This is a genomic window from Variovorax monticola, from assembly GCF_051216855.1.
GTDB lineage: Bacteria > Pseudomonadota > Gammaproteobacteria > Burkholderiales > Burkholderiaceae_C > Variovorax.
In genome coordinates, this window is sequence record NZ_JBPJZP010000002.1 from 1 (window position 1) to 22695 (window position 22695).

General features: G+C 67.0%; 22 protein-coding genes. 13 read left to right on the plus strand and 9 right to left on the minus strand.

The window, feature by feature from the left end; all coding sequences use genetic code 11:
- The 6 genes from ACSFA5_RS05345 to ACSFA5_RS05370 form a co-directional block, all read left to right on the plus strand.
- A partial coding sequence (locus ACSFA5_RS05345) for a hypothetical protein (protein WP_435442999.1) occupies positions 1 to 189 on the plus strand: 189 nt, incomplete at its 5' end.
- Positions 164 to 691, plus strand: a complete 528-nt coding sequence (locus tag ACSFA5_RS05350; RefSeq protein ID WP_435443000.1) for a DNA-deoxyinosine glycosylase — start codon at positions 164 to 166, stop codon at positions 689 to 691. The genes ACSFA5_RS05345 and ACSFA5_RS05350, both read left to right, overlap by 26 nt.
- Entirely contained in the window at positions 691 to 1467 is a 777-nt protein-coding gene (locus tag ACSFA5_RS05355; RefSeq protein ID WP_435443001.1) for a class I SAM-dependent methyltransferase, read from the plus strand. Before ACSFA5_RS05350 ends, ACSFA5_RS05355 begins: the two co-directional genes overlap by 1 nt.
- A gap of 207 nt (positions 1468 to 1674) precedes the next feature.
- Positions 1675 to 3471 carry a type IV pilus assembly ATPase TfpB gene (gene tfpB / locus ACSFA5_RS05360; RefSeq protein ID WP_435443002.1) on the plus strand — a complete coding sequence of 599 codons (1797 nt, stop codon included), beginning with the start codon at positions 1675 to 1677 and terminating at the stop codon, positions 3469 to 3471.
- 135 nt (positions 3472 to 3606) lie between these two features.
- Positions 3607 to 4095 (plus strand): tripartite tricarboxylate transporter TctB family protein, encoded by a 489-nt coding sequence (locus ACSFA5_RS05365; RefSeq protein WP_435443003.1) that lies wholly within the window; start codon positions 3607 to 3609, stop codon positions 4093 to 4095.
- Positions 4096 to 4114: 19 nt separating this feature from the next.
- The gene (locus tag ACSFA5_RS05370) at positions 4115 to 5626 is read left to right on the plus strand and encodes a tripartite tricarboxylate transporter permease (protein WP_435443004.1); all 1512 of its coding nucleotides are present in this window, start codon (positions 4115 to 4117) and stop codon (positions 5624 to 5626) included.
- Between the two features lie 80 nt (positions 5627 to 5706).
- Here ACSFA5_RS05370 and ACSFA5_RS05375 read toward each other — a convergent pair whose 3' ends face one another.
- Positions 5707 to 6633: a LysR family transcriptional regulator gene (locus ACSFA5_RS05375; protein WP_435443005.1), complete on the minus strand. Its 927-nt coding sequence runs from the start codon at positions 6631 to 6633 to the stop codon at positions 5707 to 5709.
- A 97-nt stretch (positions 6634 to 6730) separates the two neighbouring features.
- Between ACSFA5_RS05375 and ACSFA5_RS05380 the strand changes: the two genes are divergently transcribed.
- Genes ACSFA5_RS05380 through ACSFA5_RS05395 form a run of 4 tightly spaced genes read left to right on the plus strand, consistent with a single transcriptional unit; the run spans position 6731 to position 11141 of the window.
- Positions 6731 to 7702 (plus strand): Bug family tripartite tricarboxylate transporter substrate binding protein, encoded by a 972-nt coding sequence (locus ACSFA5_RS05380; RefSeq protein WP_435443006.1) that lies wholly within the window; start codon positions 6731 to 6733, stop codon positions 7700 to 7702.
- Between the two features lie 16 nt (positions 7703 to 7718).
- Positions 7719 to 9332, plus strand: a complete 1614-nt coding sequence (locus ACSFA5_RS05385; protein WP_435443007.1) for a gamma-glutamyltransferase family protein — start codon at positions 7719 to 7721, stop codon at positions 9330 to 9332.
- Positions 9333 to 9378: 46 nt separating this feature from the next.
- Positions 9379 to 10341 (plus strand): DMT family transporter, encoded by a 963-nt coding sequence (locus ACSFA5_RS05390; protein ID WP_435443008.1) that lies wholly within the window; start codon positions 9379 to 9381, stop codon positions 10339 to 10341.
- A gap of 11 nt (positions 10342 to 10352) precedes the next feature.
- On the plus strand, positions 10353 to 11141 hold the full coding sequence (locus ACSFA5_RS05395; protein ID WP_435443009.1) for an SDR family oxidoreductase: 789 nt from the start codon (positions 10353 to 10355) through the stop codon (positions 11139 to 11141).
- Between the two features lie 6 nt (positions 11142 to 11147).
- On the opposite strand, the gene ACSFA5_RS05400 is transcribed toward ACSFA5_RS05395, so the two are convergent.
- Positions 11148 to 12074, minus strand: coding sequence for a DMT family transporter (locus ACSFA5_RS05400; RefSeq protein WP_435443010.1), 927 nt, complete (start codon positions 12072 to 12074; stop codon positions 11148 to 11150).
- A gap of 105 nt (positions 12075 to 12179) precedes the next feature.
- On the opposite strand from ACSFA5_RS05400, the gene ACSFA5_RS05405 reads away from it, so the two are divergent.
- Together ACSFA5_RS05405 and ACSFA5_RS05410 are read left to right on the plus strand one after the other, a co-directional pair.
- Positions 12180 to 13166: a quinone oxidoreductase family protein gene (locus ACSFA5_RS05405; RefSeq protein ID WP_435443011.1), complete on the plus strand. Its 987-nt coding sequence runs from the start codon at positions 12180 to 12182 to the stop codon at positions 13164 to 13166.
- A gap of 132 nt (positions 13167 to 13298) precedes the next feature.
- Complete coding sequence (locus ACSFA5_RS05410; protein ID WP_435443012.1) at positions 13299 to 13727, plus strand: response regulator; 429 nt, start codon at positions 13299 to 13301, stop codon at positions 13725 to 13727.
- On the opposite strand, the gene ACSFA5_RS05415 is transcribed toward ACSFA5_RS05410, so the two are convergent.
- On the minus strand, positions 13678 to 14610 hold the full coding sequence (locus ACSFA5_RS05415; protein ID WP_435443013.1) for a LysR family transcriptional regulator: 933 nt from the start codon (positions 14608 to 14610) through the stop codon (positions 13678 to 13680). The genes ACSFA5_RS05410 and ACSFA5_RS05415 overlap by 50 nt on opposite strands.
- Positions 14611 to 14680: 70 nt before the next feature.
- Here ACSFA5_RS05415 and ACSFA5_RS05420 point away from each other — a divergent pair, with 70 nt between their 5' ends.
- Positions 14681 to 15688 carry a bile acid:sodium symporter family protein gene (locus tag ACSFA5_RS05420; RefSeq protein ID WP_435443014.1) on the plus strand — a complete coding sequence of 336 codons (1008 nt, stop codon included), beginning with the start codon at positions 14681 to 14683 and terminating at the stop codon, positions 15686 to 15688.
- A gap of 621 nt (positions 15689 to 16309) precedes the next feature.
- On the opposite strand, the gene ACSFA5_RS05425 is transcribed toward ACSFA5_RS05420, so the two are convergent.
- From ACSFA5_RS05425 to ACSFA5_RS05450, 6 genes are all read right to left on the minus strand, one after another.
- A complete protein-coding gene (locus tag ACSFA5_RS05425; protein WP_435443015.1) occupies positions 16310 to 17971 on the minus strand; it encodes a Na/Pi cotransporter family protein in 1662 nt (553 codons plus the stop codon).
- A 64-nt stretch (positions 17972 to 18035) separates the two neighbouring features.
- Positions 18036 to 18899: a phosphodiesterase gene (locus ACSFA5_RS05430; RefSeq protein ID WP_435443016.1), complete on the minus strand. Its 864-nt coding sequence runs from the start codon at positions 18897 to 18899 to the stop codon at positions 18036 to 18038.
- Entirely contained in the window at positions 18896 to 19957 is a 1062-nt protein-coding gene (locus ACSFA5_RS05435) for an ABC transporter ATP-binding protein (RefSeq protein ID WP_435443017.1), read from the minus strand. The genes ACSFA5_RS05430 and ACSFA5_RS05435 overlap by 4 nt, the downstream gene beginning before the upstream one ends.
- Positions 19947 to 20747 carry an ABC transporter permease gene (locus ACSFA5_RS05440; RefSeq protein ID WP_435443018.1) on the minus strand — a complete coding sequence of 267 codons (801 nt, stop codon included), beginning with the start codon at positions 20745 to 20747 and terminating at the stop codon, positions 19947 to 19949. Before ACSFA5_RS05440 ends, ACSFA5_RS05435 begins: the two co-directional genes overlap by 11 nt.
- A gap of 19 nt (positions 20748 to 20766) precedes the next feature.
- On the minus strand, positions 20767 to 21633 hold the full coding sequence (locus ACSFA5_RS05445; RefSeq protein WP_435443019.1) for an ABC transporter permease: 867 nt from the start codon (positions 21631 to 21633) through the stop codon (positions 20767 to 20769).
- A 15-nt stretch (positions 21634 to 21648) separates the two neighbouring features.
- Positions 21649 to 22659: an ABC transporter substrate-binding protein gene (locus ACSFA5_RS05450; protein ID WP_435443020.1), complete on the minus strand. Its 1011-nt coding sequence runs from the start codon at positions 22657 to 22659 to the stop codon at positions 21649 to 21651.
- Positions 22660 to 22695: the final 36 nt, after the last annotated feature.

Genomic DNA, 22695 nt, shown 5'->3' on the forward strand with positions numbered 1-22695 from the left:
GCCTCGGTCCTGTCCGTGTCGATGTCCCATGGGTCAGTCTCCAATGAAAAATGCCCTCCAGACCAACGCCTGGAGGGCACTTCTCGTCGACTCGATGCAGACTATTTACACAGCCTGTTCGGCGGGTTTTTTCATGGCGCGCGAAAGTGGCACGATGCCGCTCATGAACTCATCCGCCGCGCCCCCTGAACCGGCCGTCGTGCTCACGGGGCTCGCGCCGATCGTCTCGCCGAACACGGCCGTGCTGGTCCTCGGCAGCTTTCCCGGTGTGAAGTCGCTCGAACGGCAGCAGTACTATGCACACCCCCAAAACCAGTTCTGGAAGATCCTGCAAGCCGTGTGGCCCGACATTCCCCTCCCCTCGGGCGACCACAGCTACGGCAAGCGCTGCCAATGGTTGCTCGACCGCGGCCTGGGCGTGTGGGACGTGTATGGCGCTTGCGAGCGCGAGGGCAGCCTCGACTCGGCCATCCGCTCGCCCGTGGTGAACGACATCGCCGGCCTGCATTTGCCGAAGCTCGCGGCCATCGCCCACAACGGCGGCGAGAGTTTCAAGCACGCACGCCACACACGCACCCTGGGCGTGCCGGTTCATTCGCTGCCTTCCACCAGCCCCGCCAACGCGTCGTGGAGCTTCGAGCGCAAGCTCGCGGCCTGGCGCGAGGTCTTCGCCGCCCACCACCTTCTCTGATGGCATCGAGCAAAACACCCACCCCGTCTCTCGTTCTCCCCGAAGTCAATTTTTCCGACTGGGGCGACATCCGCTATCTGCACCTGGGCACCGAATGGGTCCAGGGCTCGATGAAGATCGATGCGCCCTTCGAGATCGAACTCGAATACGTGCAGCGCATGATGGCCTGGCTGCTGTTCGCCGACGGCAAGACCGTGGCCGGCCGCCATGCCATGCAGCTCGGCCTGGGCGCGGCCACGCTCACCAAGTTCAGCCGCAAGATCTTGCGCATGCGCACCACCGCCGTCGAACTCAACCCGCAGGTGGTGTCGGCCTGCCGTGGCTGGTTCAAGCTGCCGCCCGACGACCCGAAGCTGCGCGTGGTGATCGCCGACGCGGCCGCCGAGATCCGCAAGCCCGAGTGGCACCAGACGGTCGACGCGCTGCAGGTCGACCTGTACGACCACGAGGCCGCCGCGCCCGTGCTCGACAGCGAAGACTTCTATGCCGACTGCCGCGCGCTGCTCACCGAGGACGGCTGCATGACGGTCAACCTGTTCGGCCGCTCGTCGAGCTACGAACGCAGCCTCGAAAAAATTGCCACCGCCTTCGGCGCCAACGCGGTGTGGGCCTTCAAGCCGACGCGCGAAGGCAATACCGTGGTGCTGGCGCAGCGCACCGCCACCCGGCCCAAGCGCGAGCTGCTGGCCGAGCGCGCGCAGACCGTCCAGACGCGCTGGAACCTGCCCGCGCCCAAGTGGCTGCGCGTGTTCAAACCCTTGCAGCTGTCGCTGTGATGAAAGCGCGGCAGGCGGCACGGGTGGCGCGCACGCCGCATTCGGCACTGCCCCGGGAACAAAGCGGGTCGAATGGCACCCGGCAGGCTTGCCGAGTGCGCGCAAACCATCCAGACTCGCTGGGCTTCGTCCGCCTGCGCGCGCATCCCCGTGTCGCTGCAGTGGCCGCAGTGGCCGAGCCCACCTTTTCCTAATTCTTTCCGGTTCATGAGCGCTGTTCCTGCTGCTTCCATCTCCACCTCCGCCACGCCGCGCCATGAAGGCCCGCTCGAGCTGCGCCGCATGATCGAATGGCTGGCCACCGACGGCGTCATTTCTCCGATGGAGGCCAAGCGCACCATCGCGCGCTGCGCGCAGGCCGAAAGCCGCCAGGCCCCGCTGGTGCGCCTGGCCAACGTGGCCATGGCGCGCGAGAGCGACGGCAAGCCGCTCGACATCGAAATGCTCACGCAATGGCTCGCCGGCCGCTCGGGGCTCGCGTACCTGCGCATCGACCCGCTGAAGGTCGACGTGGGCAAGGTGGCCGAGACCATGAGCGCGGGCTATGCCGAGCGCCACAAGGTGCTGCCGGTGCAGGTGCTGGCCCATGAGGTGGTGGTGGCCACGGCCGAGCCCTTTCTCACCGACTGGATCTCCGAGGTGGAGCGCCAGGCGAAACGCGCGGTGCGCCGCGTGGTGGCCAACCCGGCGGACATCCAGCGCTACACGGCCGAGTTCTTCGCGCTCGCGAAGTCGGTGCGCGCCGCGCAGAAGGCCGGCGGCAACACCGGCGGCGCGAGCTTCGAGCAGCTGGTGGAGCTGGGCAAGAGCAACAAGCTGCTCGACGCCAACGACCAGAGCGTGGTGCAGGTGGTCGACTGGCTGTGGCAGTACGCCTTCGACCAGCGCGCGAGCGACATCCACCTGGAGCCGCGCCGCGAACAGGGCGTGGTGCGCTTTCGCATCGACGGCATCCTGCATCCGGCCTACCAGATGCCCATGGGCGTGATGAACGCGATGGTGGCGCGCATCAAGCTGCTGGGCCGCATGGACGTGGTGGAAAAGCGCCGCCCGCTGGACGGCCGCATCAAGACGCGCAACATGCGCGGCGACGAGGTCGAAATGCGCCTGTCGACCCTGCCCACCGCCTTCGGCGAGAAGATGGTGATGCGCATCTTCGACCCCGACACCGCGGTGAAGGACCTCGACGCGCTGGGCTTCGCACAGCACGACGCGCAGCGCTGGGAACAACTGGTGACGCGCCCCAACGGCATCATTTTGGTGACGGGGCCCACGGGCTCGGGCAAGACCACCACGCTGTATTCCACGCTCAAGCGCGTGGCGACCGAAGAGGTCAACGTGAGCACGGTGGAAGACCCAATCGAAATGATCGAGCCCGCGTTCAACCAGACGCAGGTGCAGCCGCAGCTGGACTTCGGTTTCACCGAGGGCCTGCGCGCGCTGATGCGGCAGGACCCGGACATCATTATGGTCGGCGAGATCCGCGACCTGGCCACCGCCGAGATGGCGGTGCAGGCCGCGCTCACGGGCCACCTGGTGTTCAGCACGCTGCACACCAACGACGCGCCGAGCGCCATCACGCGGATGATGGAGCTGGGTGTGCCGTCCTACCTCATCAACGCGGTGATGCTCGGCGTGCTGGCGCAGCGCCTGGTGCGCACGCTGTGCCCGCACTGCAAGCAGCCCGACGACACCATCACCCGCGAGAAGCTCGAGACCATCGTCAAGCCCTGGCAGATCACGGGCTCGGTGCGCGCCTACAAGCCGGTGGGCTGTGTCGATTGCCGCATGACCGGCTACATGGGCCGCATGGGGCTGTACGAACTGCTGAGCATCAGCGAGGCGTTCAAGACCCAGGTGACCAAGGAGCCCGACCTGAGCGGACTGCGCAGGCAGGCCGTGATCGACGGCATGCGCCCGCTGCGGCTGGCCGGCGCGCTGCGCGTGGCCGAGGGTGTGACCACCATCGAGGAAGTGCTCAGCGCGACGCCTCCCCTGGAGTAGATTCGCGCTCCCGGGTTCACGACGCCCCTGAGGCATTTCGGGTTATCCCTAGGCCTTTCGTTAGTGGAATCCACATCATCCTGACCGGAAGCTGACTCGACAATCCCGCATCGAAATTGTTCGAGGAGACTGTTCGTGAAGATCAAAAGTCAGAAAGACTTTTTCTCGGGTCTGATGTTTACCGTGGTGGGTGTGGCGTTCGCATGGGGCGCCACCACCTACACGGTGGGCTCGGGTGCCCGAATGGGTCCGGGTTATTTCCCGTTGATGCTCGGCATCCTGATGGCCGTCATCGGCCTCGGGATCATGTTCACCGGCTTGACCGTTGAAACCACCGACGGGGAAAAAATCGGCAAATGGGCCTGGAAGCAGGTCGTGTTCATCCTGGGCGCCAACCTGGCGTTCGGTATTCTGCTCGGCGGCCTGCCGAGCCTGGGCGTGCCGGCCATGGGAATGATCATCGCCATCTACGCGCTGGTGCTCATCGGCAGCCTTGCCGGCAACGAGTTCGACCTCAAGAAGGTGCTGGTCCTGGCCACCGTTCTGGCTGTCGGCAGCTACGTCGCATTCATCTGGGCGCTCAAGCTCCAGATCCAGGTCTGGCCGACCTTCATCACCGGCTGACAAGAAAGCTGCTCACATCATGGAATTGGTTGAACACCTCTCGATGGGTTTTGGCGTTGCCTTTACCTTCACCAACCTGCTGTACTGCCTGGTCGGCTGCATCCTGGGCACGCTGATCGGCGTGCTGCCGGGCATCGGCCCGGTCGCGACCATCGCGATGCTGCTGCCCGCCACGTACGCGCTGCCGCCCGTGTCGGCGCTGATCATGCTGGCCGGCATCTACTACGGCGCCCAGTACGGCGGCTCCACCACGGCCATTCTGGTCAACCTGCCGGGCGAGTCGTCGTCGGTGGTGACCGTGATCGACGGCTACCAGATGGCGCGCAAGGGCCGCGCCGGTCCCGCACTCGCTGCGGCCGGCCTGGGCTCGTTCTTCGCGGGCTGCGTGGGCACGCTGATCCTGGCCGCCTTCGCGCCGCCGCTGACCGAGCTGGCCTTCAAGTTCGGCCCGGCCGAGTACTTCTCGCTGATGATCCTGGGCCTGATCGGCGCCGTGGTGCTGGCTTCGGGCTCGCTGCTCAAGGCCATCGCGATGATCGTGCTGGGCCTGCTGTTGGGCCTGGTCGGTACCGACGTGAACTCGGGTGTCGCGCGCTACAGCTTCGACATTCCGGAACTCACCGACGGCATCGGCTTCGTGGCCATCGCCATGGGCGTGTTCGGCTACGGCGAAATCATTGCCAACCTCTCGCGTCCGGACGACGAGCGCGAAGTGTTCACGGCCAAGGTTTCGGGCCTGTTCCCGACCAAGGAAGACTTCAAGCGCATGGTGCCTGCCATCCTGCGTGGCACGGCCCTGGGTTCGGCGCTGGGCATCCTGCCCGGTGGCGGCGCGCTGCTGGCGGCTTTCGCGGCCTACACGATCGAGAAGAAGACCAAGCTGAAGCCGGGCGAAGTGCCCTTCGGCAAGGGCAACATCCGCGGCGTGGCGGCACCCGAGTCGGCCAACAACGCCGGTGCGCAGACCTCCTTCATCCCGTTGCTGACGCTGGGCATTCCGCCCAACGCGGTGATGGCGCTGATGGTGGGTGCCATGACCATCCACAACATCCAGCCGGGCCCGCAGGTGATGACCAGCAACCCCGAGCTGTTCTGGGGCCTGATCGCCTCGATGTGGATCGGCAACGCGATGCTGATCATCCTGAACCTGCCGCTGATCGGCATGTGGATCAAGCTGCTGTCGGTGCCGTACAAGTACCTGTTCCCTGCCATCGTGCTGTTCTGCGCGATCGGCGTGTACTCGACGAACAACAACACCTTCGACATCTGGATGGTGGGCATCTTCGGTCTGGTGGGCTACACCTTCTTCAAGCTGGGTTGCGAGCCTGCACCCTTGCTGCTGGGCTTCATCCTGGGGCCGATGATGGAAGAGAACCTGCGCCGTTCGCTGCTGCTGTCGCGGGGCGACTGGAGCGTGTTCGTCACGCGCCCGATCTCTGCGAGCCTGCTGGCAGCGGCGCTGCTGCTGCTGATCATCGTGCTGTTGCCGGCTGTGAAGTCGAAGCGCGAGGAAGCCTTCGTCGAAGAGTGACCTGAGGTTTTGCGCTCTCTTGAAAACGGCACCTTCGGGTGCTGTTTTCGTTTGTGCCGCGTGGTTCGGAGGAACAAGAACTACGGTTTGCCGGACCTCGGCGGCTTCATGTGTTGCCGTGCCATGGCCAGGAAGGCGAGGGCGGCCGGGCTCAACGGATGCTTGGCCAGCCGGACCGCGACCACGGGGTACTCCAGCGTCGGACGGGTGACGGCCACCGCGCGCAGATTGGACGGCATCAGCACTTCCACATAGCGCGGCAACAGCGCCACACCCGCACCCGCCTGCACCAGGCCGAATGCCGTCGACAGCATCGACACGTGATGCACCACCCGCGGATACACGTTGGCCACGCTCGAGAGCTGGCGGCTGACAGAACGCCACACGTTCGCGTCCGGATTCACATGAATGAAGGGCAAGGCCTCCAGGTGCCGCGCGTCGACCACCACGCGCTGCGCCAGTGCATGGTCTTCGCGCACGAACAAGGCCATGCGCTCGGAAAAAAGCGGCTCCGTCGCCAGCTCCGAATGCTTCTGGCCGATGTCCGAACCGAAGCCCAGGTCGGCCTCCTGCGACAGCACACGCGAAATCATCTGCTCGGCCGTGCTGTCGAGCAGCGTGGTCGCCAGCGTCGGGTGCTGCTGCGAAAAGCGGCCCAGCAACGGCGGCAACAATGCGCCCGCGGTGAGATGGCCCACCGCCAGCACCACGCGGCCTTCGCGCAACTGCGACTGCGAACGGCAGGCGCCCACCGACTCGTCGATCAACCGCAGCGCGCGCACGGCCGTCTCCACCATCACCTGGCCCGCGCTCGTCAGCTGGATGCGGCGGCCCCGCACCACCAGCGGCTGGCCGAGCTCTTCCTCCATGCGCTTGATCAGGTGGCTGATGGCCGGCTGGGTGAGCTGCAGGCTTTCCGCCGCCAGCGTGAAGCTGCCCGTTTCAGCCACCGCCGCCAGCGCGCGAAGCTGCTGCAGCGAGACCTCTTCGGTGGCGTTCTTTGTCATAAGCCGTGCTCATAGTTGAATAAGCTGAATTATCTGGCTTGATGCGCGGGCGCTGAATAGCATGCAAGGTTTTTCCACCGGTCCAGAATCCAGCACCATGAAAAGAATCCAGTTCCTTCAAGGCTTTGCCGCTGCGCTGTGCCTGGCCGCGTCGTCCGCCAGCCTGGCCCAGGGCTACCCGAACAAGCCCATTCGCCTGATCGTGCCGTTTCCGGCGGCCGGCGCCACCGACCTGTTTGCGCGCACGCTGGGCCAAAAGATGGGCGAGAGGCTCGGCACCACGCTGGTGGTCGACAACAAGCCCGGCGCCGGCGGCGCCATCGGCTCCGACCAGGCCGCCAAGGCCGCGCCCGACGGCTACACCATTCTTCTGGCCACCACCAGCACGCACTCCATCGGCCCGGCCATCAGCAAGCTGCCCTACGACACGGTGCGCGACTTCACGCCCATCGCCCACGTGGGCGACGCGGCCAGCATCATGCTGGTGCCGGTCAACTCGCCCGCCAAGACCGTGCGCGAATGGATCGACTACGCCAAGAAGAACCCTGGCAAGCTCAACTACGCGTCGAGCGGCAACGGCACCATCGTGCAGCTGACGGCGGAGCTGTTCAAGGCGCAGGCCGGCGTGTTCGTCACGCACATTCCGTACAAGGGCACGGCGCTGGCCATTCCCGACCTGATCAGCGGCAAGGTCGACGTGCTGTTCGACTCGCTGCCCACCGGCATGCCGCACGTGCGCGACGGCCGGCTGCGCGCGCTGGGCGTCACGTCGCTCAAGCGCAGCCCGCTGGCGCCCGAGCTGCCCCCCATTGCCGACACGCTGCCTGGCTACGAGTCGAACACCTGGTTCGGCTTCTACGGTCCGAAGAACCTGCCGGCCGACGTGGTGGCGCGCATCAACAAGGCCGCGAACGACGCGCTGGCCGACCCCGAGGTGAAGGAAAAGCTCGCGCGCCTGGGCATCGAGCCCGCCGTGCCGGGCACGCCCGACCAGTTCGCGAAGATGGTGGCGGTGGATGCCGCCAAGTGGAAAAAGATCGTGGTCGAACGCAAGATCACCAACGAATAAGCAAGAGCACGCCGACATGAACTTCGACTTCAACAACCCCTACCTCTCCACGCGCATCCCGATCTTCGCGCGCAACGTGGTGTCGACTTCGCACCCGCTGGCCTCGCAGGCCGGCCTGCGCATCCTGCAGCAGGGCGGCAACGCGGTCGATGCGGCCATTGCCACCGCCGCCGTGATGACGCTGGTCGAGCCGGTGAGCAACGGCCTGGGCAGCGACGCCTTCTGCATCCTGTGGGACGGCAAGGAACTGCACGGCCTGAATGCCTCGGGTCCGGCGCCCAAGGCCTGGACGCCCGACTACTTCAAGGCCAAGTACGGCGCCGACGCCACCACGCCCCCGATGCGCGGCATCGACTCGGTCACCGTGCCCGGCGCGGTGCGCGGCTGGGTGGCCATGAGCGAGCGCTTCGGCAAGCTGCCGTTCGCCGACCTGTTGGCACCGGCCATCGACATCGCCGAGCGCGGCTACCTGGTGCCGCCGGTGGTGCAGGGCAAGTGGGCCGCGGCCACGCCGGTGCTGCAGTCGCAGCCGGGCTTTGCGCAGGCCTTCCTGCCGTGGGGCCGTGCGCCCGAGGTGGGCGAGCTGTTTCGCTTCGCGGCCGCCGCGCGTGCGCTCAAGGCCATTGCGCGCACCAAGGGCGAGGCCTACTACAACGGCGAGATCGCCGAGGCGCTGGCCAGGTTCTCCACCGCGCAGGGCGGCGCGCTGACGGTGGCCGACCTGGCCGCCTACCAGCCCGAATGGGTCAAGCCGATTTCGCGCGACTACCGCGGCCACACGCTGCACGAGATTCCGCCGAACGGCCAGGGCATCGCGGCACTCATCGCGCTGGGCATTCTCGAGAAGTTCGACATCGCCTCGCTGCCGGTCGACTCGGTGCAGTCGCAGCATCTGCAGATCGAAGCCATGAAGCTGGCCTTTGCCGACGTGTACCGCTACGTGTCGGAACGCGGCACCATGGAAGTGACCACCGAGCAGATGCTCGACGACGCCTACCTGGCCTCGCGCGCGCGCCTCATCGACGTGAAGAAAGCGCAGGACTTCAAGGCCGGCAACCCGGTGAAGGGCGGCACCATCTACCTCACGGCCGCCGACGAGAGCGGCATGATGGTGAGCTTCATCCAGAGCAACTTCATGGGCTTCGGCTCGGGCTGCGTGGAGCCCGAGTTCGGCATCAGCCTGCAGAACCGCGGCCACGGCTTCAGCCTGAAGGCCGAGAGCCCGAACGTGGTGGCGCCGGGCAAGCGCCCGTTCCACACCATCATTCCGGCCTTCCTCACCAAGGACGGCCAGCCTGTGATGAGCTTCGGCGTGATGGGCGGCAACATGCAGCCGCAGGGCCACATGCAGACGCTGGTGCGCATGCTCGACTACAAGCAGAACCCGCAGGCCGCCTGCGATGCGCCGCGCTGGCGTTTCAACGCGGGCCTGGAGATCAATGTCGAGGCCGCGATGAACCCTGCCGCGCTGCAGGGCCTGCGCGACCTGGGCCATCACCTGGAAGTGATCAACGACTCGTACCAGGACTTCGGCGCGGGGCAGTTCATCTGGCGCGCGGGCGAGCCCTCGGTGGAAGGCTACGTGGCCGCCAGCGACCCGCGCCGCGACGGCGTGGCTGCGGGGTATTGAGCCAGGCGGCGCAGCAAGGGCGCGCGCTTGCCGCGATGATCGGAGGATGAACAAGACAGCCGCATCGGCCGGCATTTCCCCTCACGACGCGCGCAGACCGGGCTACGCGTCCGGCCTGGTCCTTGCCACCCTGGGCGCCATCGCGTTCAGCGGCAAGGCCATCATCGTCAAGCTGGCGTACCGCCACGGCGTGGACGCCATCACGCTCATCATGCTGCGCATGCTGTTCGCGCTGCCGCTCTTCGCGGTGATGGCGTGGTGGGCGGGGCGCGGCAAGCCGAAGCTCACGGCCCGCGACTGGCTCGGCGTGGTCGGCCTCGGCTTCTCCGGCTATTACCTCGCGAGCTTTCTCGACTTTGCGGGGCTCGCCTACATCTCGGCGAGCTTCGAGCGGCTCATTCTTTATCTCAACCCCACGCTGGTGCTGCTGTTCGGCTGGCTGCTGTACCGGCGGCGCGCCACGCGACCGCAGGTGCTGGGCATGGTCGTGAGCTATGCCGGCGTGCTGCTGGTGTTCGGCCACGAGCTGTGGACCGGGGGCGGTGGCAAGGGCGGGGGCGCGGCGGCCTGGGGCGCGTTCCTGGTGTTCCTGAGCGCGGTGAGCTATGCGGGCTACCTTGTCTACAGCGGCGAGTTCGTCAAGCGCCTGGGGTCGCTGCGGCTCGTGGGGCTGGCCACCACCGTGGCCTGCCTGCTGTGCATCCTGCAGTTCGTGCTCACGCGGCCGATGAGCGCTGCCTTCGCGGTGGCGCCCGAGGTCGTCTGGCTGTCGGTGCTCAATGCCACGCTGTGCACCGCGGTGCCCGTCCTCATGGTGATGATGGCCATCGAGCGCATCGGCCCGGCGGTGGCGGCGCAAACCGGCATGATCGGGCCGCTGTCCACCATCCTCATGGGGGTGGTGATACTGGGCGAGCCGTTCACGCCGTGGATCGCCGCCGGCACGGTGCTCGTCATTGCGGGCATCTTCGTTTTCACACGCAAGGGGCGCCCTGCCCCTGCACGATAGGAGCAAACAACATGGATCTGGGTATTGCAGGCAAGACCGCGCTGGTGTGCGGCGCGAGCAAGGGGTTGGGCTACGGTTGCGCCGAGGCGCTGGTGCGCGAAGGCGTGAACGTGGTGATCGTGGCGCGCGGCGCCGAGGCGCTGGACGCCGCCGCGAAAACGCTGATGCAGGCTGCTGCGTCGGGCGCGTTCGTCAAGCACGTGGCCGCCGACATCACCACCGAAGCCGGCCGCGCGGCCGTGTTCGCGTTGGGCCACGACTTCGACATCGTCGTCACCAACGCCGGCGGCCCGCCGCCCGGCGACTTTCGCAACTGGGACCGCGAGGCGTGGATCAAGGCGGTCGACGCCAACATGCTCACGCCCATCGAGCTCATCAAGGCCACGGTGGACGGCATGGCGAAGCGCGGCTTCGGGCGCATCGTGAACATCACGTCGAGCTCGGTGAAGTCGCCCATCGACATCCTGGGCCTGTCGAACGGCGCGCGCAGCGGCCTCACGGGCTTCGTGGCCGGCGTGGCGCGCACGCCCATCGCGGCGCAGGGCGTGACCATCAACAACCTGCTGCCGGGTTCTTTCGACACCGACCGCCTGAAGGGCACCATGGCCGGCACCGCGCAGAAGACGGGGCAAGACTTCGACACCGTGTGGGAAGCGCGCAAGAAGAACATTCCGGCCAGGCGCTTCGGCACGCCGGCCGAGTTCGGCGCCATCTGCGCGTTTCTCTGCAGCGTGCATGCGGGCTACATGACCGGACAGAACGTGCTGGCGGACGGCGGCGCCTACCCCGGCACCTACTGACCCGGGTCAGCGCCGCGCCGCCACCACGATCCCACCCACGATCAGCAAGAACGCCACCCCGTGGTACGCATGCGGCGGTTCGCGCAAAAAGGCCGCCGACAGCACCGCCGCGAACAGCGGCGTGAGGTTCATGAAGACGCTCGCCGCCTGCGGGCCCGCGCGCTGCACGCCGGTGCCCCAGCAGCGGTAGGCCACCAGCGCGGGGCCGATGCCGATGAACAGCATGGCGGCGGCGAGCGGCCAGCCCAGGTCGATGTGCGCGTCGGTCAGCGTCCATTCGCCGGCCGCCAGCGCGCCCGACCAGGCCAGGCCGAACACCAGCTGCGCCATGAGAAAGGCGGCCCAGTCCTGGCGCACCGCCTTCGGCTCGTGCGTGCGCGCCAGCAGCCAGCTGTAGAAGGCCCAGGCGATGGTGCCCGCGATCATGTACAGGTCGCCGGGCACCAGCCGCAGGCCGAGCAGCTGGCGCCATTCGCCGCGGCTCAAGACCAGCAACACGCCGGCCATCGACAGCAGCGCGCCGCCGATTTCGCGCGCATTGACGCGGGCGCCGAAGAACACGGTGCCCACCGCGAGCATCCACAGCGGCAGGCTGGAGCCGACCAGCGTGGTGTTGATCGGCGTGGAGGTCTGCAGCGCCAGGTACTGCAAGGCGTTGTACAGGCCGATGCCCAGCAGCCCGAGCAGCGCATAGCGCTTCCAGTGCGCCCACAGCGGGCTGCCGCGGCGCAGCACCGGCGCTGCCAGCGGAAGCAACAGCACGAAGGCGATGGCCCAGCGCACGAAGTTCAGCGTGACCGGCGACACCAGGTCGCGCACCATGCGGCCGACGACCGCATTGCTGGCCCACAGCAGCGGCGGAACGAGCAGCAGGAGGACGGTAAGGGCTGTGAGTGGCGCGTGGCGCGAGAGGTGCTGCGGCGGTGTCGACATGGCCGCCGACTCTACCCGGGCAATGATGGCCCGCGCCGCCGCGGGACACCCGGGCGTGGCAGGATGCACGTCTTGCTTTTTTCCCAGCGCATGGAGACTCCCACGATGATCAGCAAAGCCGTCCGTATCGACCGCCATGGCGGCCCCGAAGAACTGAAGATCGTCGACGTGGAAGTCGGCGAGCCCGGCCCCGGCGAAATTCGCATCCGCCACAAGGCCGTGGGCCTGAACTTCATCGACACCTACCAGCGCGGCGGGCTCTACCCGTTCCAGATGCCGCTGCAGCTCGGCATGGAGGCCTCGGGCATCGTCGAGGCGGTGGGCGAGGGCGTGACGCACCTGAAGGCCGGCGACCGTGCCGCTTATGCCAGCCCGCCGCCCGGCGCCTATTGCGAGCTGCGCGTCATGCCCGCCAAGTGCGTGTGCAGGCTGCCTGACGACATCTCCTTCGAGACCGGCGCGGCCATGATGCTCAAGGGACTGACCACGCAATACCTGCTGAAGAAGACGCTGCCGGCCGAAGGCCTGCAGCCTGGCGACTTCATCCTGTTCCATGCGGCCGCCGGCGGGGTGGGCCTCATCGCCTGCCAATGGGCCAAGGCGTTGGGCCTGCAGCTGATCGGCACGGCCGGCAGCGATGCCAAGTGCAAGCTCGCACTCGACTACGGCGCGGCACACGCCATCAACTACAGCACCGAAAACTTCGCCGCCCGCGTGAAAGAGATCACCGGCGGCAAGGGCGTGAAGGTGGTGTACGACTCGGTGGGCAAGGACACCTACGAAGGCTCCATCGACTGCCTGCGCCCGTTCGGCCTGCTGGCGGTGTTCGGCAACGGCTCGGGACCGGTGCCGCCGATCAACCTGGGCACGCTGGCGTCCAAGGGCTCGCTGTACGTCACGCGGCCCACGCTGTTCACCCACATGAGCACGCGCGAAAGCACGCAGGCCATGGCCGACGACCTGTTCGCGGTGGTGCGCAGCGGCGCGGTGAAGATCCCGATCGCACAGCGCTATGCGCTGGCCGACGTGCAGCAGGCGCACCGCGACCTGGAAGCGCGCAAGACCACGGGCTGCACGATCCTGACGCTGTGAGCGCGGGCGGGCCCTTCGCGGCGACGACAGTCTTGTCCTACCCGCGCTGGGGTGTCATGCCTTCGACTTGTGCAGGGTGCACTTTGTAGCCTTGAATTCAGGCGCACAAGCGCATCATTCGAGCCCATACCGATGACCTCCATTCGCACCTTCATCGTCGAAGACAACCCCACCATTCGGGAAAACCTCGTGGGCACGTTGCGGGAGGTCGCGCGCATCGACCCTATCGGGCAGGCCGAATCGGAGGCGGAAGGAGCGCGCTGGCTCACTGACAACCTGTCGCAATGGGACCTGGCCATCGTCGACCTGTTCCTGAAGGACGGCACCGGTTTCCGCGTGCTGGAGGCGTGCCGCGAACGCGACCCGGCGCAGAAGGTGGTGGTGCTGAGCAACTACGCCACGCCCGAAATGCGCCGCAAGTGCGCCTTGCTTGGCGCGGACGCGGTGTTCGACAAGGCCACCGAGGTGGAAGACCTGATCGACTACTGCGTGAAGCAGCGGCAGTTGCATTTCAAGGTTCAGCCTTCGGCACCGTTGCGCCAGAAAACGTTGCCGCACTGAGCAAGGCGGTGTCGCGCACGATGCCCCACACATGCTGCGCCAGCGGCGAGAGCGCCCGGTTGGCGCGGCGGATGAGCATCACGGCGCGCTGAACGCGCGGTGTCAGCGGGCGCACAGCAAGCTGCGCCAAACCTTCCGGCGGCAACGACATGCCCGGCATCACGCTGATGCCGATACCGGCTTCCACCATCCGGAAAATCGTGGTCGGATGGCCGAGTTGCTGCTTCACCTCGCAATGCGCCCCATGGCGCTCCAGCGCTTGGTCAATCAGGCGTCGGCTGCCCGAGGCGTGGTCGAGCAGCACCAGCGCTTCGCCTTCGAGCGCGCTCCATCGAACTGAAGTTTTCTGCACGAGCCTGTGCGCGGGCGGCAGCACCAGCACGAAGGGGTCGTTCAGGATGGCCTCGCAGTGCAGGTCGTCGGCTTCCGAAGGCTCGATGACCACGCCGAAGTCGACTTCGCCGCTGCGCACGCTGTCGAGCACGTCCTGCTGGATGCGGTCGAGCAGCAGGAACTGGATGCCGGGCGCCTGTTCGGCGCAGGTGGCGATGCAGGCGGGCATCAGGTTGGCCGAGAGCGTGGGGCTGCTCGCCACCCGCACCTTGCCGCCGCGCGCGCTGGCGAGGCCGGCCACGTCCTGCAGCGTCTGGTCGAGGTCGTCGAGCACCCGGTCGAGCCGGGCCGCGAGCGAGTGGCCGGCTTCGGTCAGCACCACCTCGCGCGTGGTGCGGTCGAGCAGCTTGAGGCCGAGCTGCGATTCGAGCTCCAGGATCGAGCGGCTCACGGCGGGCTGGCTCAGCCCCACCTGGTCGCCGGCACGGCTGAAGTTGCGCCCCTCGGCGACCGAGCGGAACACGCGGAGCTGGCGCAGGGTGACATTCATGCGTTGAAATCATATATCCATCCGATAAATCCATTTCTCTTTCGGATGGCGGCGGCGTCCAATTCATCGCATGGCCCGTTCACGCTTTCTCCCCGACAACTTCACGCTCGCGCTCGTCTCGGTCGTCACCCTTGCAAGCCTGCTGCCCGCCAGCGGGCGCACTGCGCATTTCTTCGAAGGACTGACGACCGTCGCGATCGGCCTGCTGTTCTTCCTGCACGGCGCCAAGCTCTCGCGCGAGGCGATCATGGCGGGCATCACGCACTGGCGGCTGCACCTGCTTGTGTTCGCCAGCACCTTCGTGTTGTTCCCGGCGTTGGGGCTGGCGCTGAAGCCGGTGCTGTCGCCGCTGGTAACGCCCGACCTGTACACCGGCGTGCTGTTTCTCTGCGTGCTGCCGGCCACCGTGCAGTCGGCCATCGCGTTCACCGCCATGGCGCGCGGGAACATGCCGGCTGCCATCTGCAGTGCCTCGGCGTCCACGCTGCTCGGTGTGTTCATCACGCCGGTGCTGGTGAACCTCGTGGTGCTGCCGCACGGCGGCAATGCGAGTTCGTCGTTCGACTCGATCGGACGCATTTTGCTGCAGCTGATGGTGCCGTTCCTGGCCGGGCACCTGCTGCGGCCGGTGATCGGCAAGTGGGTGCAGAAGAGGGCAGCGGTGCTGAAATTTGTCGACCAGGGGTCGATCCTGCTGGTGGTGTACACGGCGTTCAGCGCGGCGGTGATCGAAGGGCTCTGGAAGCAGATTCCTGTGAGTGCGCTGCTGGGTTTGCTGCTCGTTTGTGCTGTGTTGCTGGCGCTGGCGTTGACGCTCACGACGTTCATGGCGCGCAAGTTTGGCTTCGACATTGCCGACGAGATCACCATTGTGTTCTGCGGGTCGAAGAAGAGCCTGGCGAGCGGGATTCCGATGGCGAAGGTGCTGTTTGCTTCACACGCTGTGGGGGCCATCGTTTTGCCGCTGATGTTGTTTCATCAGATGCAGTTGATGGTGTGTGCGGTGTTGGCGCAGCGGTATGCGCGGCGGGCTGTGGTGCCTCCTGCTGAGGCGGGTGCTCTCAAGGCGGCTGACTGAGGTTGGTTTCGGGGCCGGGTCTCGCCCCGGCGGGCGACCTGCTTTTCTTTGCTTCGCCAAAGAAAAGTAGGCAAAAGAAAGGCGACCCCACTGTCTGCGACCCCTTCGCTGCGCTACGTGGCAACCTGCGGTGCTCGCGTTTCGCGGGGTCTCGCAGAACTCGCTTCGCTCAAACAGCTGCGAGCCCTGATCCGCGAAACGCTGCGCTCCTCGGCGCAGCCAGAGGGGGTGGAGACCGATCGGGCCATTGCTTCGCTCGGCAACCAAGCCGCCTCAGGCGCTTCGCCCCTGCGGCGGTTGGTATGAGTTCTTCGGTCTTGGCTGCTGGCTGTTGGCTATTTGGAGCCGAGCGCAGCGAAGGCGTGTCCGGTTCCCCAACCCCTTCTGGATGCGCCGAGGAGCGGAGCGTTTCGCGGATGAGGGCTCGCCCTTGTTTGAGCGCAGCGAGTTTGGGCGAGACCCCGCGAAACGTGAGCACCGCAGGTTGCCCGGAGCGAAGCGCAGGGACGCAGCCAGCAGGGGTCGCCTTTCTTTGCTTACTTTCTTTGGCGAAGCAAAGAAAGTGAGTCGCCCGCCGGGGCGAGACCCGGCCCCGGAACCAAACAAATCCCCGAACCCCAATTACCCCTCGATCTTCCCAAGCCGCGACTCCCGCAGCCGACTGGGCGCCAACGCCCCAGCAGACTCAAGAATCGGATAAGCAATAGAACAGATGTGCGAATTGATTCGCTTCAAATCGCTGATCAGGTCGATGTGCAGCGAACTGGTCTCGATGCTCAGCGTGGTCTGGTCCGACAGCCGGTCGAGGTGGGTCGTGGCGTAGGCCCGCTCCAGGTCGCGAAAGCGTGCCTTTTCTTCCAGCAGCTTCTGCGCATCGCGCACGTTGCCGTTCAAAAACACGCTCATGCTCAGCCGCAGGTTGGCTACCAGCCGGCCGTGCAGCTCGACGATCTCGGCCATGCCGGCCTGCGAGAAGTTGCGCTGCGGTTTGATCTTCTTGTCTTCCACGTCGATGATCACGCGCTCGATGATGTCGCCGATCTGCTCCATGTTGATCGTGAAGCTGATGATGTCGGTCCAGCGCCGGCTTTCCTCTTCGCCCAGCGCCTCGCGCGAGATGCGAGTCATGTAGTACTTGATGGCCGAGTAGAGCTCGTCCACCGTGTCGTCGAGCTGCCGCAGCTCCTGCGACAGCCGCGTGTCGTTGTTGCGGATCACGTCGAGCACGCCGATGAGCATGGTCTCCACGATGTCGGCCTGGTGCAGCGCTTCGCGCGCGGCGTTCGAAATGGCCAGCGAGGGCGTCGAAAGCGCCGACGGGTCGAGGTGGTGCGGACGGCTGGTGCCGGCGGGTTGCTGCGGCGTCGGCAGCATGCGCGTCACCAGCTTGGCCACCCACTGCGTGAGGCCGATGAAGCCCACGCTGATCACGACGTTGAACGCCAGGTGGAACAGCACCACGCCGTGCGTCTGGTTGGGCAGCTCGGGCTGCACATAGCGGATCCACAGGCCGATGAAGGGCGCGACGAGGGCCACGCCCAGCGCCTTGAAGAGCAGGTTGCCGATGGTCACCTGCCGCACCGCGACGCTCGCCTTGGCGGTGGTCAGCACCGCCAGCAGGCCGCTGCCGAGGTTGGCGCCCAGCACCAGCCCCAGGGCCACGTCCAGCGGCACCACGTTCGAGGTGGCCATGGCCGCGACCAGAAGCACCACCGCCAGGCTCGAATAGGCCACGATGGCCAGCACCGAGCCGATGGTGATCTCCAGCAGCACGTCGCTGTTGATCGACGAGAGCAGCGCGCGCACGGCCGGGGAGGAGAACAGGGGCTCGGTGGCTTCGACCACCAGTTGCAGCGCCAGCAGCATCAGCCCCAGGCCGATGAGCACCCGGCCCACGCGGCCGGCCACGGTGTCGGCGCGCGTGATGAACAGCACCACGCCCACGAAGATGAACATCGGCGACAGCCACGACAGGTCGGCCGAGAAGAGCACCGATATGAGCGCCGTGCCCACGTCGGCGCCCCGCATCACCGCCAGCGCCGCGGGCAGCGTGACCAGGCCCTGCCCGACGAAGGACGAGGTCATGAGGGAGGTGGCGGTGCTGGACTGCACCAGCGCTGTCACGCCGATGCCCGACAGGGCGGCCGTGAACCGGTTGCGCATGCTCTGCACGAGGATCTTGCGCAGGTTGGCGCCGAAGACGCGCAGCACGCCGGTTCGAACGAGTTGCGTACCCCACACCAGCAAGGCAATGGCCGCGAGCAGATTCAGAAGATGCTTCATGGGTGTCGGGTTCTATCCTTTTCGTTTTGGTTCGTTTTGACCCCATTTTCCACCAGTGCGCGTTTCAGTCGATCAGCGCTCCGTTGTCGTGGAAAGGATAAGGGCCTTCGAAGCTCCCGGAGGCCGCCAGATGGGTCACCAGCCGGCGGCCGGCAGGTGACCAGGCATGCACCCTGAAGGCGGGCGGCTCCAGCGTCCAGGCCGAGGGCGCATCGCTCGCCAGGTCGAGGCAGACCTGGTGCGCCTGCGCGGGCGACGTCGAGGCGATGGTGCCGCCGAAGCGCACGTCGATGGCGCGGTGCAGGTGGCCGCAGATCACGCGCTCGACGTTCGTGTAGCGCGAGAGCAGCGCTTCGAGCGCCTGCGCGCCTTGCAGCAGGCCGATGTCGTCCATGTGGCCGATCAGCGTCTGAAACGGCGGGTGGTGCATGGCGACCACCACGGGCTCGTGGCGGCTGGCGTCGAGCTGGGCTTCGAGCCAGGCCAGGCGCTGGTCGCACAGCGAACCATGGCTTTCCCCGGGCACGCACGTGTCCAGCGTGAGCAGGCGCAGCGGACCGACGCGCACCGAATACTGGATGAAGCCGCCCGTGTCGGCGCCGGTGCCCAGGTACGCATGGCCTGGAAAGCTGCGGCGCAGCTGGTCGCGGTCGTCGTGGTTGCCGGGCAGCAGGTACACCGGCATGGTCAGCGGGGCGAGCAGGCGGGCGAGGTGCTCGTACTCCGCGGCGCGGCCGAAGTCGGTCAGGTCGCCGGTGACGACCACCGCGTCGGGTGCCTGGCGCAGGGCCAGCACCGACTGCACGGCGCGTTCGAGGTACGGTGCCGTGTCGATGCGGCCGTAGGCCAGCCGGCCGGGCTCGCGGATGTGCAGGTCGGTCAGCTGGACCAGCACGGTGAGGTTGTCGTTGTTCGTTGTCGTCGTCATGCGCTGGTTTCCTGCGACGTCATCAGGCGCTCTGGGTGGATGCGCAGGCCCACCGCGTCGCCCGGACCGTAAGGGTTGTCGCGACCGACGTCGGCCACGAGCACGGGCTGGTCCTGCAGGCGCAGGTGCAGCTGCACGCGGTCGCCGAGGAAGGTGCGGCGCTCTACGGTGGCAGCCCCCCAATCTGCCTGAGGTGCGCCGACCTCGATGTCTTCGGGTCGCACCAGCAGGCTCTCATGGCTTCGCCATGCGTCCGGGCAGGGGAGGCTCGCCCCTCCGAGTCGGACAACGCCCTGCGTGACGGCGTCGGCCGCACGCTCCAGCCGGTTGACCCGGCCCAGGAATTCGGCGACGAAGGGGTGTGCCGGTGCGCGGTACAGGTCTTCGCCTCGCCCCACCTGCACGATGCGTCCGGCGCGCATCACCGCGAGGCGGTCGGCAATGGCCAATGCCTCCTGCTGGTCGTGCGTGACGTGAATGGCCGTGATGTGCAGGCGGCGCAGCAGCTCGGCCAGTTCGTCGCGCAGCGACTCCTTGAGCTTGGCGTCGAGCGCGGCCAGCGGCTCGTCGAGCAGCAGCACGCGCGGGCGCACGGCCACGGCGCGCGCCAGGGCCACGCGCTGCCGTTGGCCGCCCGAGAGTTCGGCGGGGCGCTTGTTCTCCAGCCCGCCGAGCCGCACCAGGTCGACCAGCTCGCCCACGCTGCGCTTCTCCTCGGTGGGCGACACGCCCCGGATGCGCAGCCCGTAGCCGATGTTGGCCGCCACCGTCATCTGCGGAAACAGCGCGTAGCTCTGGAACACCATGCCCACGCCGCGGTGCTCGACCGGGCGCTGCGTGACGTCCTGGTCGCCGAACACGATGCGGGTGCCGGCGTCGGGTGCCTCGAGTCCGGCGATCAGCCGCAGCAGCGTGGTCTTGCCGCAGCCCGAGGGGCCGAGCAGGGCCAGCACCTCGCCGGCCTCCACCCGCAGGTCGGTGGGCTGCAGGCCGCGCGTGCCGTCGGCATAGGTCTTTGCGCAGTTCGAAATGTCGATAGGGATGCGTTCAAGTTCCATGGCGTTTCTGCATCAGGTTGGCAAGATATTGAAGGCCCCACAGCACCGGAAGAATGACGGCGAAGAAGACCAGCGTGTAGGCCGATCCGATCTCGATGCGCATCGAGGCGTAGCTGTCGGCCAGGCCCACGGGCAGGGTGCGCGTGAGCGGCGTGTGCAGCATCCAGGTGAGGTTGAACTCGCCCACCGACAGCGTGAACACCATCAGGCTGCCGGCCACGATGGCGGGGAACACGGCGGGCACCAGGATGCCCATGAAGCGCTGGCGAAAGTTGGCGCCCAGCGAGCGCGCGGCCTCTTCGAGCGCGAGCAGGTCGTCGCGTTGGAAGGCCGAGCTCACGGTGCGCACCATGAAGGGCAGCGTGAAGATCATGTGGCCCACGAGGATGAACGCGAAGCTCTGGCGAAAGGCGGTGAGCTGGCCGTAGGCGAGGATCAGGGCGAGCGCCGTGGCCAGGCCCGGCACCGCGACCGGCAGCGTCAGCAGCTCTTCGAAGATGCGCGCCGCGCGCGAGCGGCTGCGCGCCAGCGCATAGGCGCAGGGCACGCCCAGCAGCACGGTGCCGATGACGCAGGCCACGGCCAGCGCGATCGACCAGCCGACGGTGCCGCCGTAGTTCTCCCACACCTCGCCGAGCCAGCGCAGGGTGAGCCCGCTTTTCAGGCCGACGCTGTAGTTGTTGACGAGGCCCGCCATGACCGACAGCAGCATCGGCGAGATCATGAACAGGCTCACGATGACCGTGACGGCCAGCAGGAAGGGCGCCTTGGCGTGTGAGTTGTTTCGCATGGTGCTTGGCCTTCGGCGTTCAGCGTGCGACGGGGTTCGCGCCGAAGCGGCGCGCCACGAACAGCACCAGCCAGGTCACGATGCCCAGCGAGATCGACAGCGACGCGGCGAGCGCGAAGTTGGCGTAGTTGGTGAACTCGTTGTAGATGGTGATGGGGATCACCTCGAACTTGCTGGCCAGCGTGAAGGCGGTGCCGAAGGCGCCCATGGAGGTGGCGAACAGGATGGCGCCGCAGGCCAGCGTGGTGGGCGCGAGTTCGGGCATCCACACGTCGCGCGCCACGCGCAGGCGCGATGCACCGAGCGAACGCGCAGCCTCTTCGAGCTGCGTGTTCATCGACTCGGCCGCGGCGGCGTAGGTGGCAATGGCGCGCGGCAGCGAAAAATACAGGTAGGCCAGGAACAGCCCGAGCAGGCCGTAGGCGAAGGTGATGCGCTCGCCGAACAGGCTGTCGCTCAGGTCGGCCACCACGCCCTGCCGGCCGCCCAGCAAAATCACGAAGAAGCCGACGATCACACCCGGGAACGACAGCGGCAGCGTGAGCAGCGACAGCAGCATGCGCTTGCCGACGAAGTCGTGGCGCGCGAGGTAGATGCCCACCGCCGCGCCCAGCACCAGCGTGGTCGACGTCACCGCGACCGAGAGCGCGACGGTGTTGGCCATGCTGCTCAAGTAGCGCGAATCGGTCAGCACGGCGAAGTAGGTGGCCCAGCCCTTGTCGGCCGGCAGCGTCAGCAGGCGCACCACCGGCAGCAGCCAGAAGGCCGCGAAGAAAGCGGCCGCGGGCGCGACGCAGGCCAGCAGCCGCCAGCGCGGGTTCCAGGCGTTGGAAGCGTGGGACGCGCTGGACGGGTTGAACGCGCTGGAGGTTGCGGCTTGCGTCATCTCATGCGGCGCGACTCAGCGCACTTCCTTCAGGTACTCGTCGGAGAAGGCCCGCTGCGCAGCCGCCATGCGCCCGTAGTCCACGCTCTTGGCACGGGCGTATTCGCTGGCGGGCAGGAACTGCGCCTCGATGTCCTTGGGCATGGCGCTGGCGCGCACCGGCCGCAGGTAGGCCTTGGCCCAGATGGCCTGGCCTTCGTCGGACAGCGTGAAGTCGAGCACCTTCTTCGCGTCGGCCGCGTGCGGGGCCTTGGCGACCAGGCTCATCACGTAGGGCACCGCCAGCGTGCCTTCGCTCGGAATGACGAAGGCGACGTTGGCCTTGTCCTTGTACCTGGCGCGGTAGGCGTTGAAGTCGTAGTCGAGCAGGATCGCGATTTCGCCCGACAGCACGCGCGCGTACGACGTTTGCTTGGGCACGATGGGCTCGTTCTTCTGCAGTGCCTTGAAGTAGTCGATGGCCGGCTTGAAGTTGTCGAGCGTGCCGCCGCGCGCTTCGTTCACCGCCACCGCACCCACGTAGCCCACGAAGGCCGATGCCGGGTCGAGGTAGCCGATGAGGCCCTTGTATTCGGGCTTGAGCAGGTCGGCCCACGACTTGGGCACCGGCTTGCCCTTGAGCGCGTCGACGTTGACCATGAAGCCGAGCGTGCCCGAGTGGATGGTGAACCAGTTGCCCGCCGGGTCCTTCAGGCCGTCGGGAATGTCTTTCCAGGCGGCGGGCTTGTAGGGCTCCACCAGGCCGTCTTTCGCGGCCTGCACCGCGAAGGTCACGCCGAGGTAGGTCACGTCGGCGATGGGGCTGGCCTTCTCGGCCGTCAGCTGCGCCAGTGACTGGCCGGAGTTCTTGTTGTCGGGCGGCACGGTGACGCCGGTCTTGGCCTTGATGGCCTTGAGCTGTGTGCCCCAGTCGGCCCACTCGGTCGGGCAGTTGTAGCAAATGGCGGTCTGGGCCATGGCGCTGCCGGCGGCGAATACCGCAGCCAGCACGCCGAGGCGGGCGAATCGTTGGAGGTGAAGAGACATGGGGGAACTCCTTGGAGGATGTGATCGGAGAACGAG

Bases quoted from the DNA above. Each gene is read 5' to 3' on its own strand.
- ACSFA5_RS05410 (WP_435443012.1), top strand. From the start codon at position 13,299: ATGACCTCCATTCGCACCTTCATCGTCGAAGACAACCCCACCATTCGG.
- ACSFA5_RS05420 (WP_435443014.1), top strand. From the start codon at position 14,681: ATGGCCCGTTCACGCTTTCTCCCCGACAACTTCACGCTCGCGCTCGTC.
- ACSFA5_RS05445 (WP_435443019.1), bottom strand. From the start codon at position 21,633: ATGACGCAAGCCGCAACCTCCAGCGCGTTCAACCCGTCCAGCGCGTCC.
- ACSFA5_RS05425 (WP_435443015.1), bottom strand. From the start codon at position 17,971: ATGAAGCATCTTCTGAATCTGCTCGCGGCCATTGCCTTGCTGGTGTGG.
- ACSFA5_RS05375 (WP_435443005.1), bottom strand. From the start codon at position 6,633: ATGACAAAGAACGCCACCGAAGAGGTCTCGCTGCAGCAGCTTCGCGCG.
- ACSFA5_RS05440 (WP_435443018.1), bottom strand. From the start codon at position 20,747: ATGCGAAACAACTCACACGCCAAGGCGCCCTTCCTGCTGGCCGTCACG.
- tfpB (WP_435443002.1), top strand. From the start codon at position 1,675: ATGAGCGCTGTTCCTGCTGCTTCCATCTCCACCTCCGCCACGCCGCGC.
- ACSFA5_RS05390 (WP_435443008.1), top strand. From the start codon at position 9,379: ATGAACAAGACAGCCGCATCGGCCGGCATTTCCCCTCACGACGCGCGC.
- ACSFA5_RS05400 (WP_435443010.1), bottom strand. From the start codon at position 12,074: ATGTCGACACCGCCGCAGCACCTCTCGCGCCACGCGCCACTCACAGCC.
- ACSFA5_RS05350 (WP_435443000.1), top strand. From the start codon at position 164: ATGAACTCATCCGCCGCGCCCCCTGAACCGGCCGTCGTGCTCACGGGG.
- ACSFA5_RS05380 (WP_435443006.1), top strand. From the start codon at position 6,731: ATGAAAAGAATCCAGTTCCTTCAAGGCTTTGCCGCTGCGCTGTGCCTG.
- ACSFA5_RS05395 (WP_435443009.1), top strand. From the start codon at position 10,353: ATGGATCTGGGTATTGCAGGCAAGACCGCGCTGGTGTGCGGCGCGAGC.
- ACSFA5_RS05450 (WP_435443020.1), bottom strand. From the start codon at position 22,659: ATGTCTCTTCACCTCCAACGATTCGCCCGCCTCGGCGTGCTGGCTGCG.
- ACSFA5_RS05385 (WP_435443007.1), top strand. From the start codon at position 7,719: ATGAACTTCGACTTCAACAACCCCTACCTCTCCACGCGCATCCCGATC.
- ACSFA5_RS05415 (WP_435443013.1), bottom strand. From the start codon at position 14,610: ATGAATGTCACCCTGCGCCAGCTCCGCGTGTTCCGCTCGGTCGCCGAG.
- ACSFA5_RS05370 (WP_435443004.1), top strand. From the start codon at position 4,115: ATGGAATTGGTTGAACACCTCTCGATGGGTTTTGGCGTTGCCTTTACC.
- ACSFA5_RS05435 (WP_435443017.1), bottom strand. From the start codon at position 19,957: ATGGAACTTGAACGCATCCCTATCGACATTTCGAACTGCGCAAAGACC.
- ACSFA5_RS05430 (WP_435443016.1), bottom strand. From the start codon at position 18,899: ATGACGACGACAACGAACAACGACAACCTCACCGTGCTGGTCCAGCTG.
- ACSFA5_RS05355 (WP_435443001.1), top strand. From the start codon at position 691: ATGGCATCGAGCAAAACACCCACCCCGTCTCTCGTTCTCCCCGAAGTC.
- ACSFA5_RS05405 (WP_435443011.1), top strand. From the start codon at position 12,180: ATGATCAGCAAAGCCGTCCGTATCGACCGCCATGGCGGCCCCGAAGAA.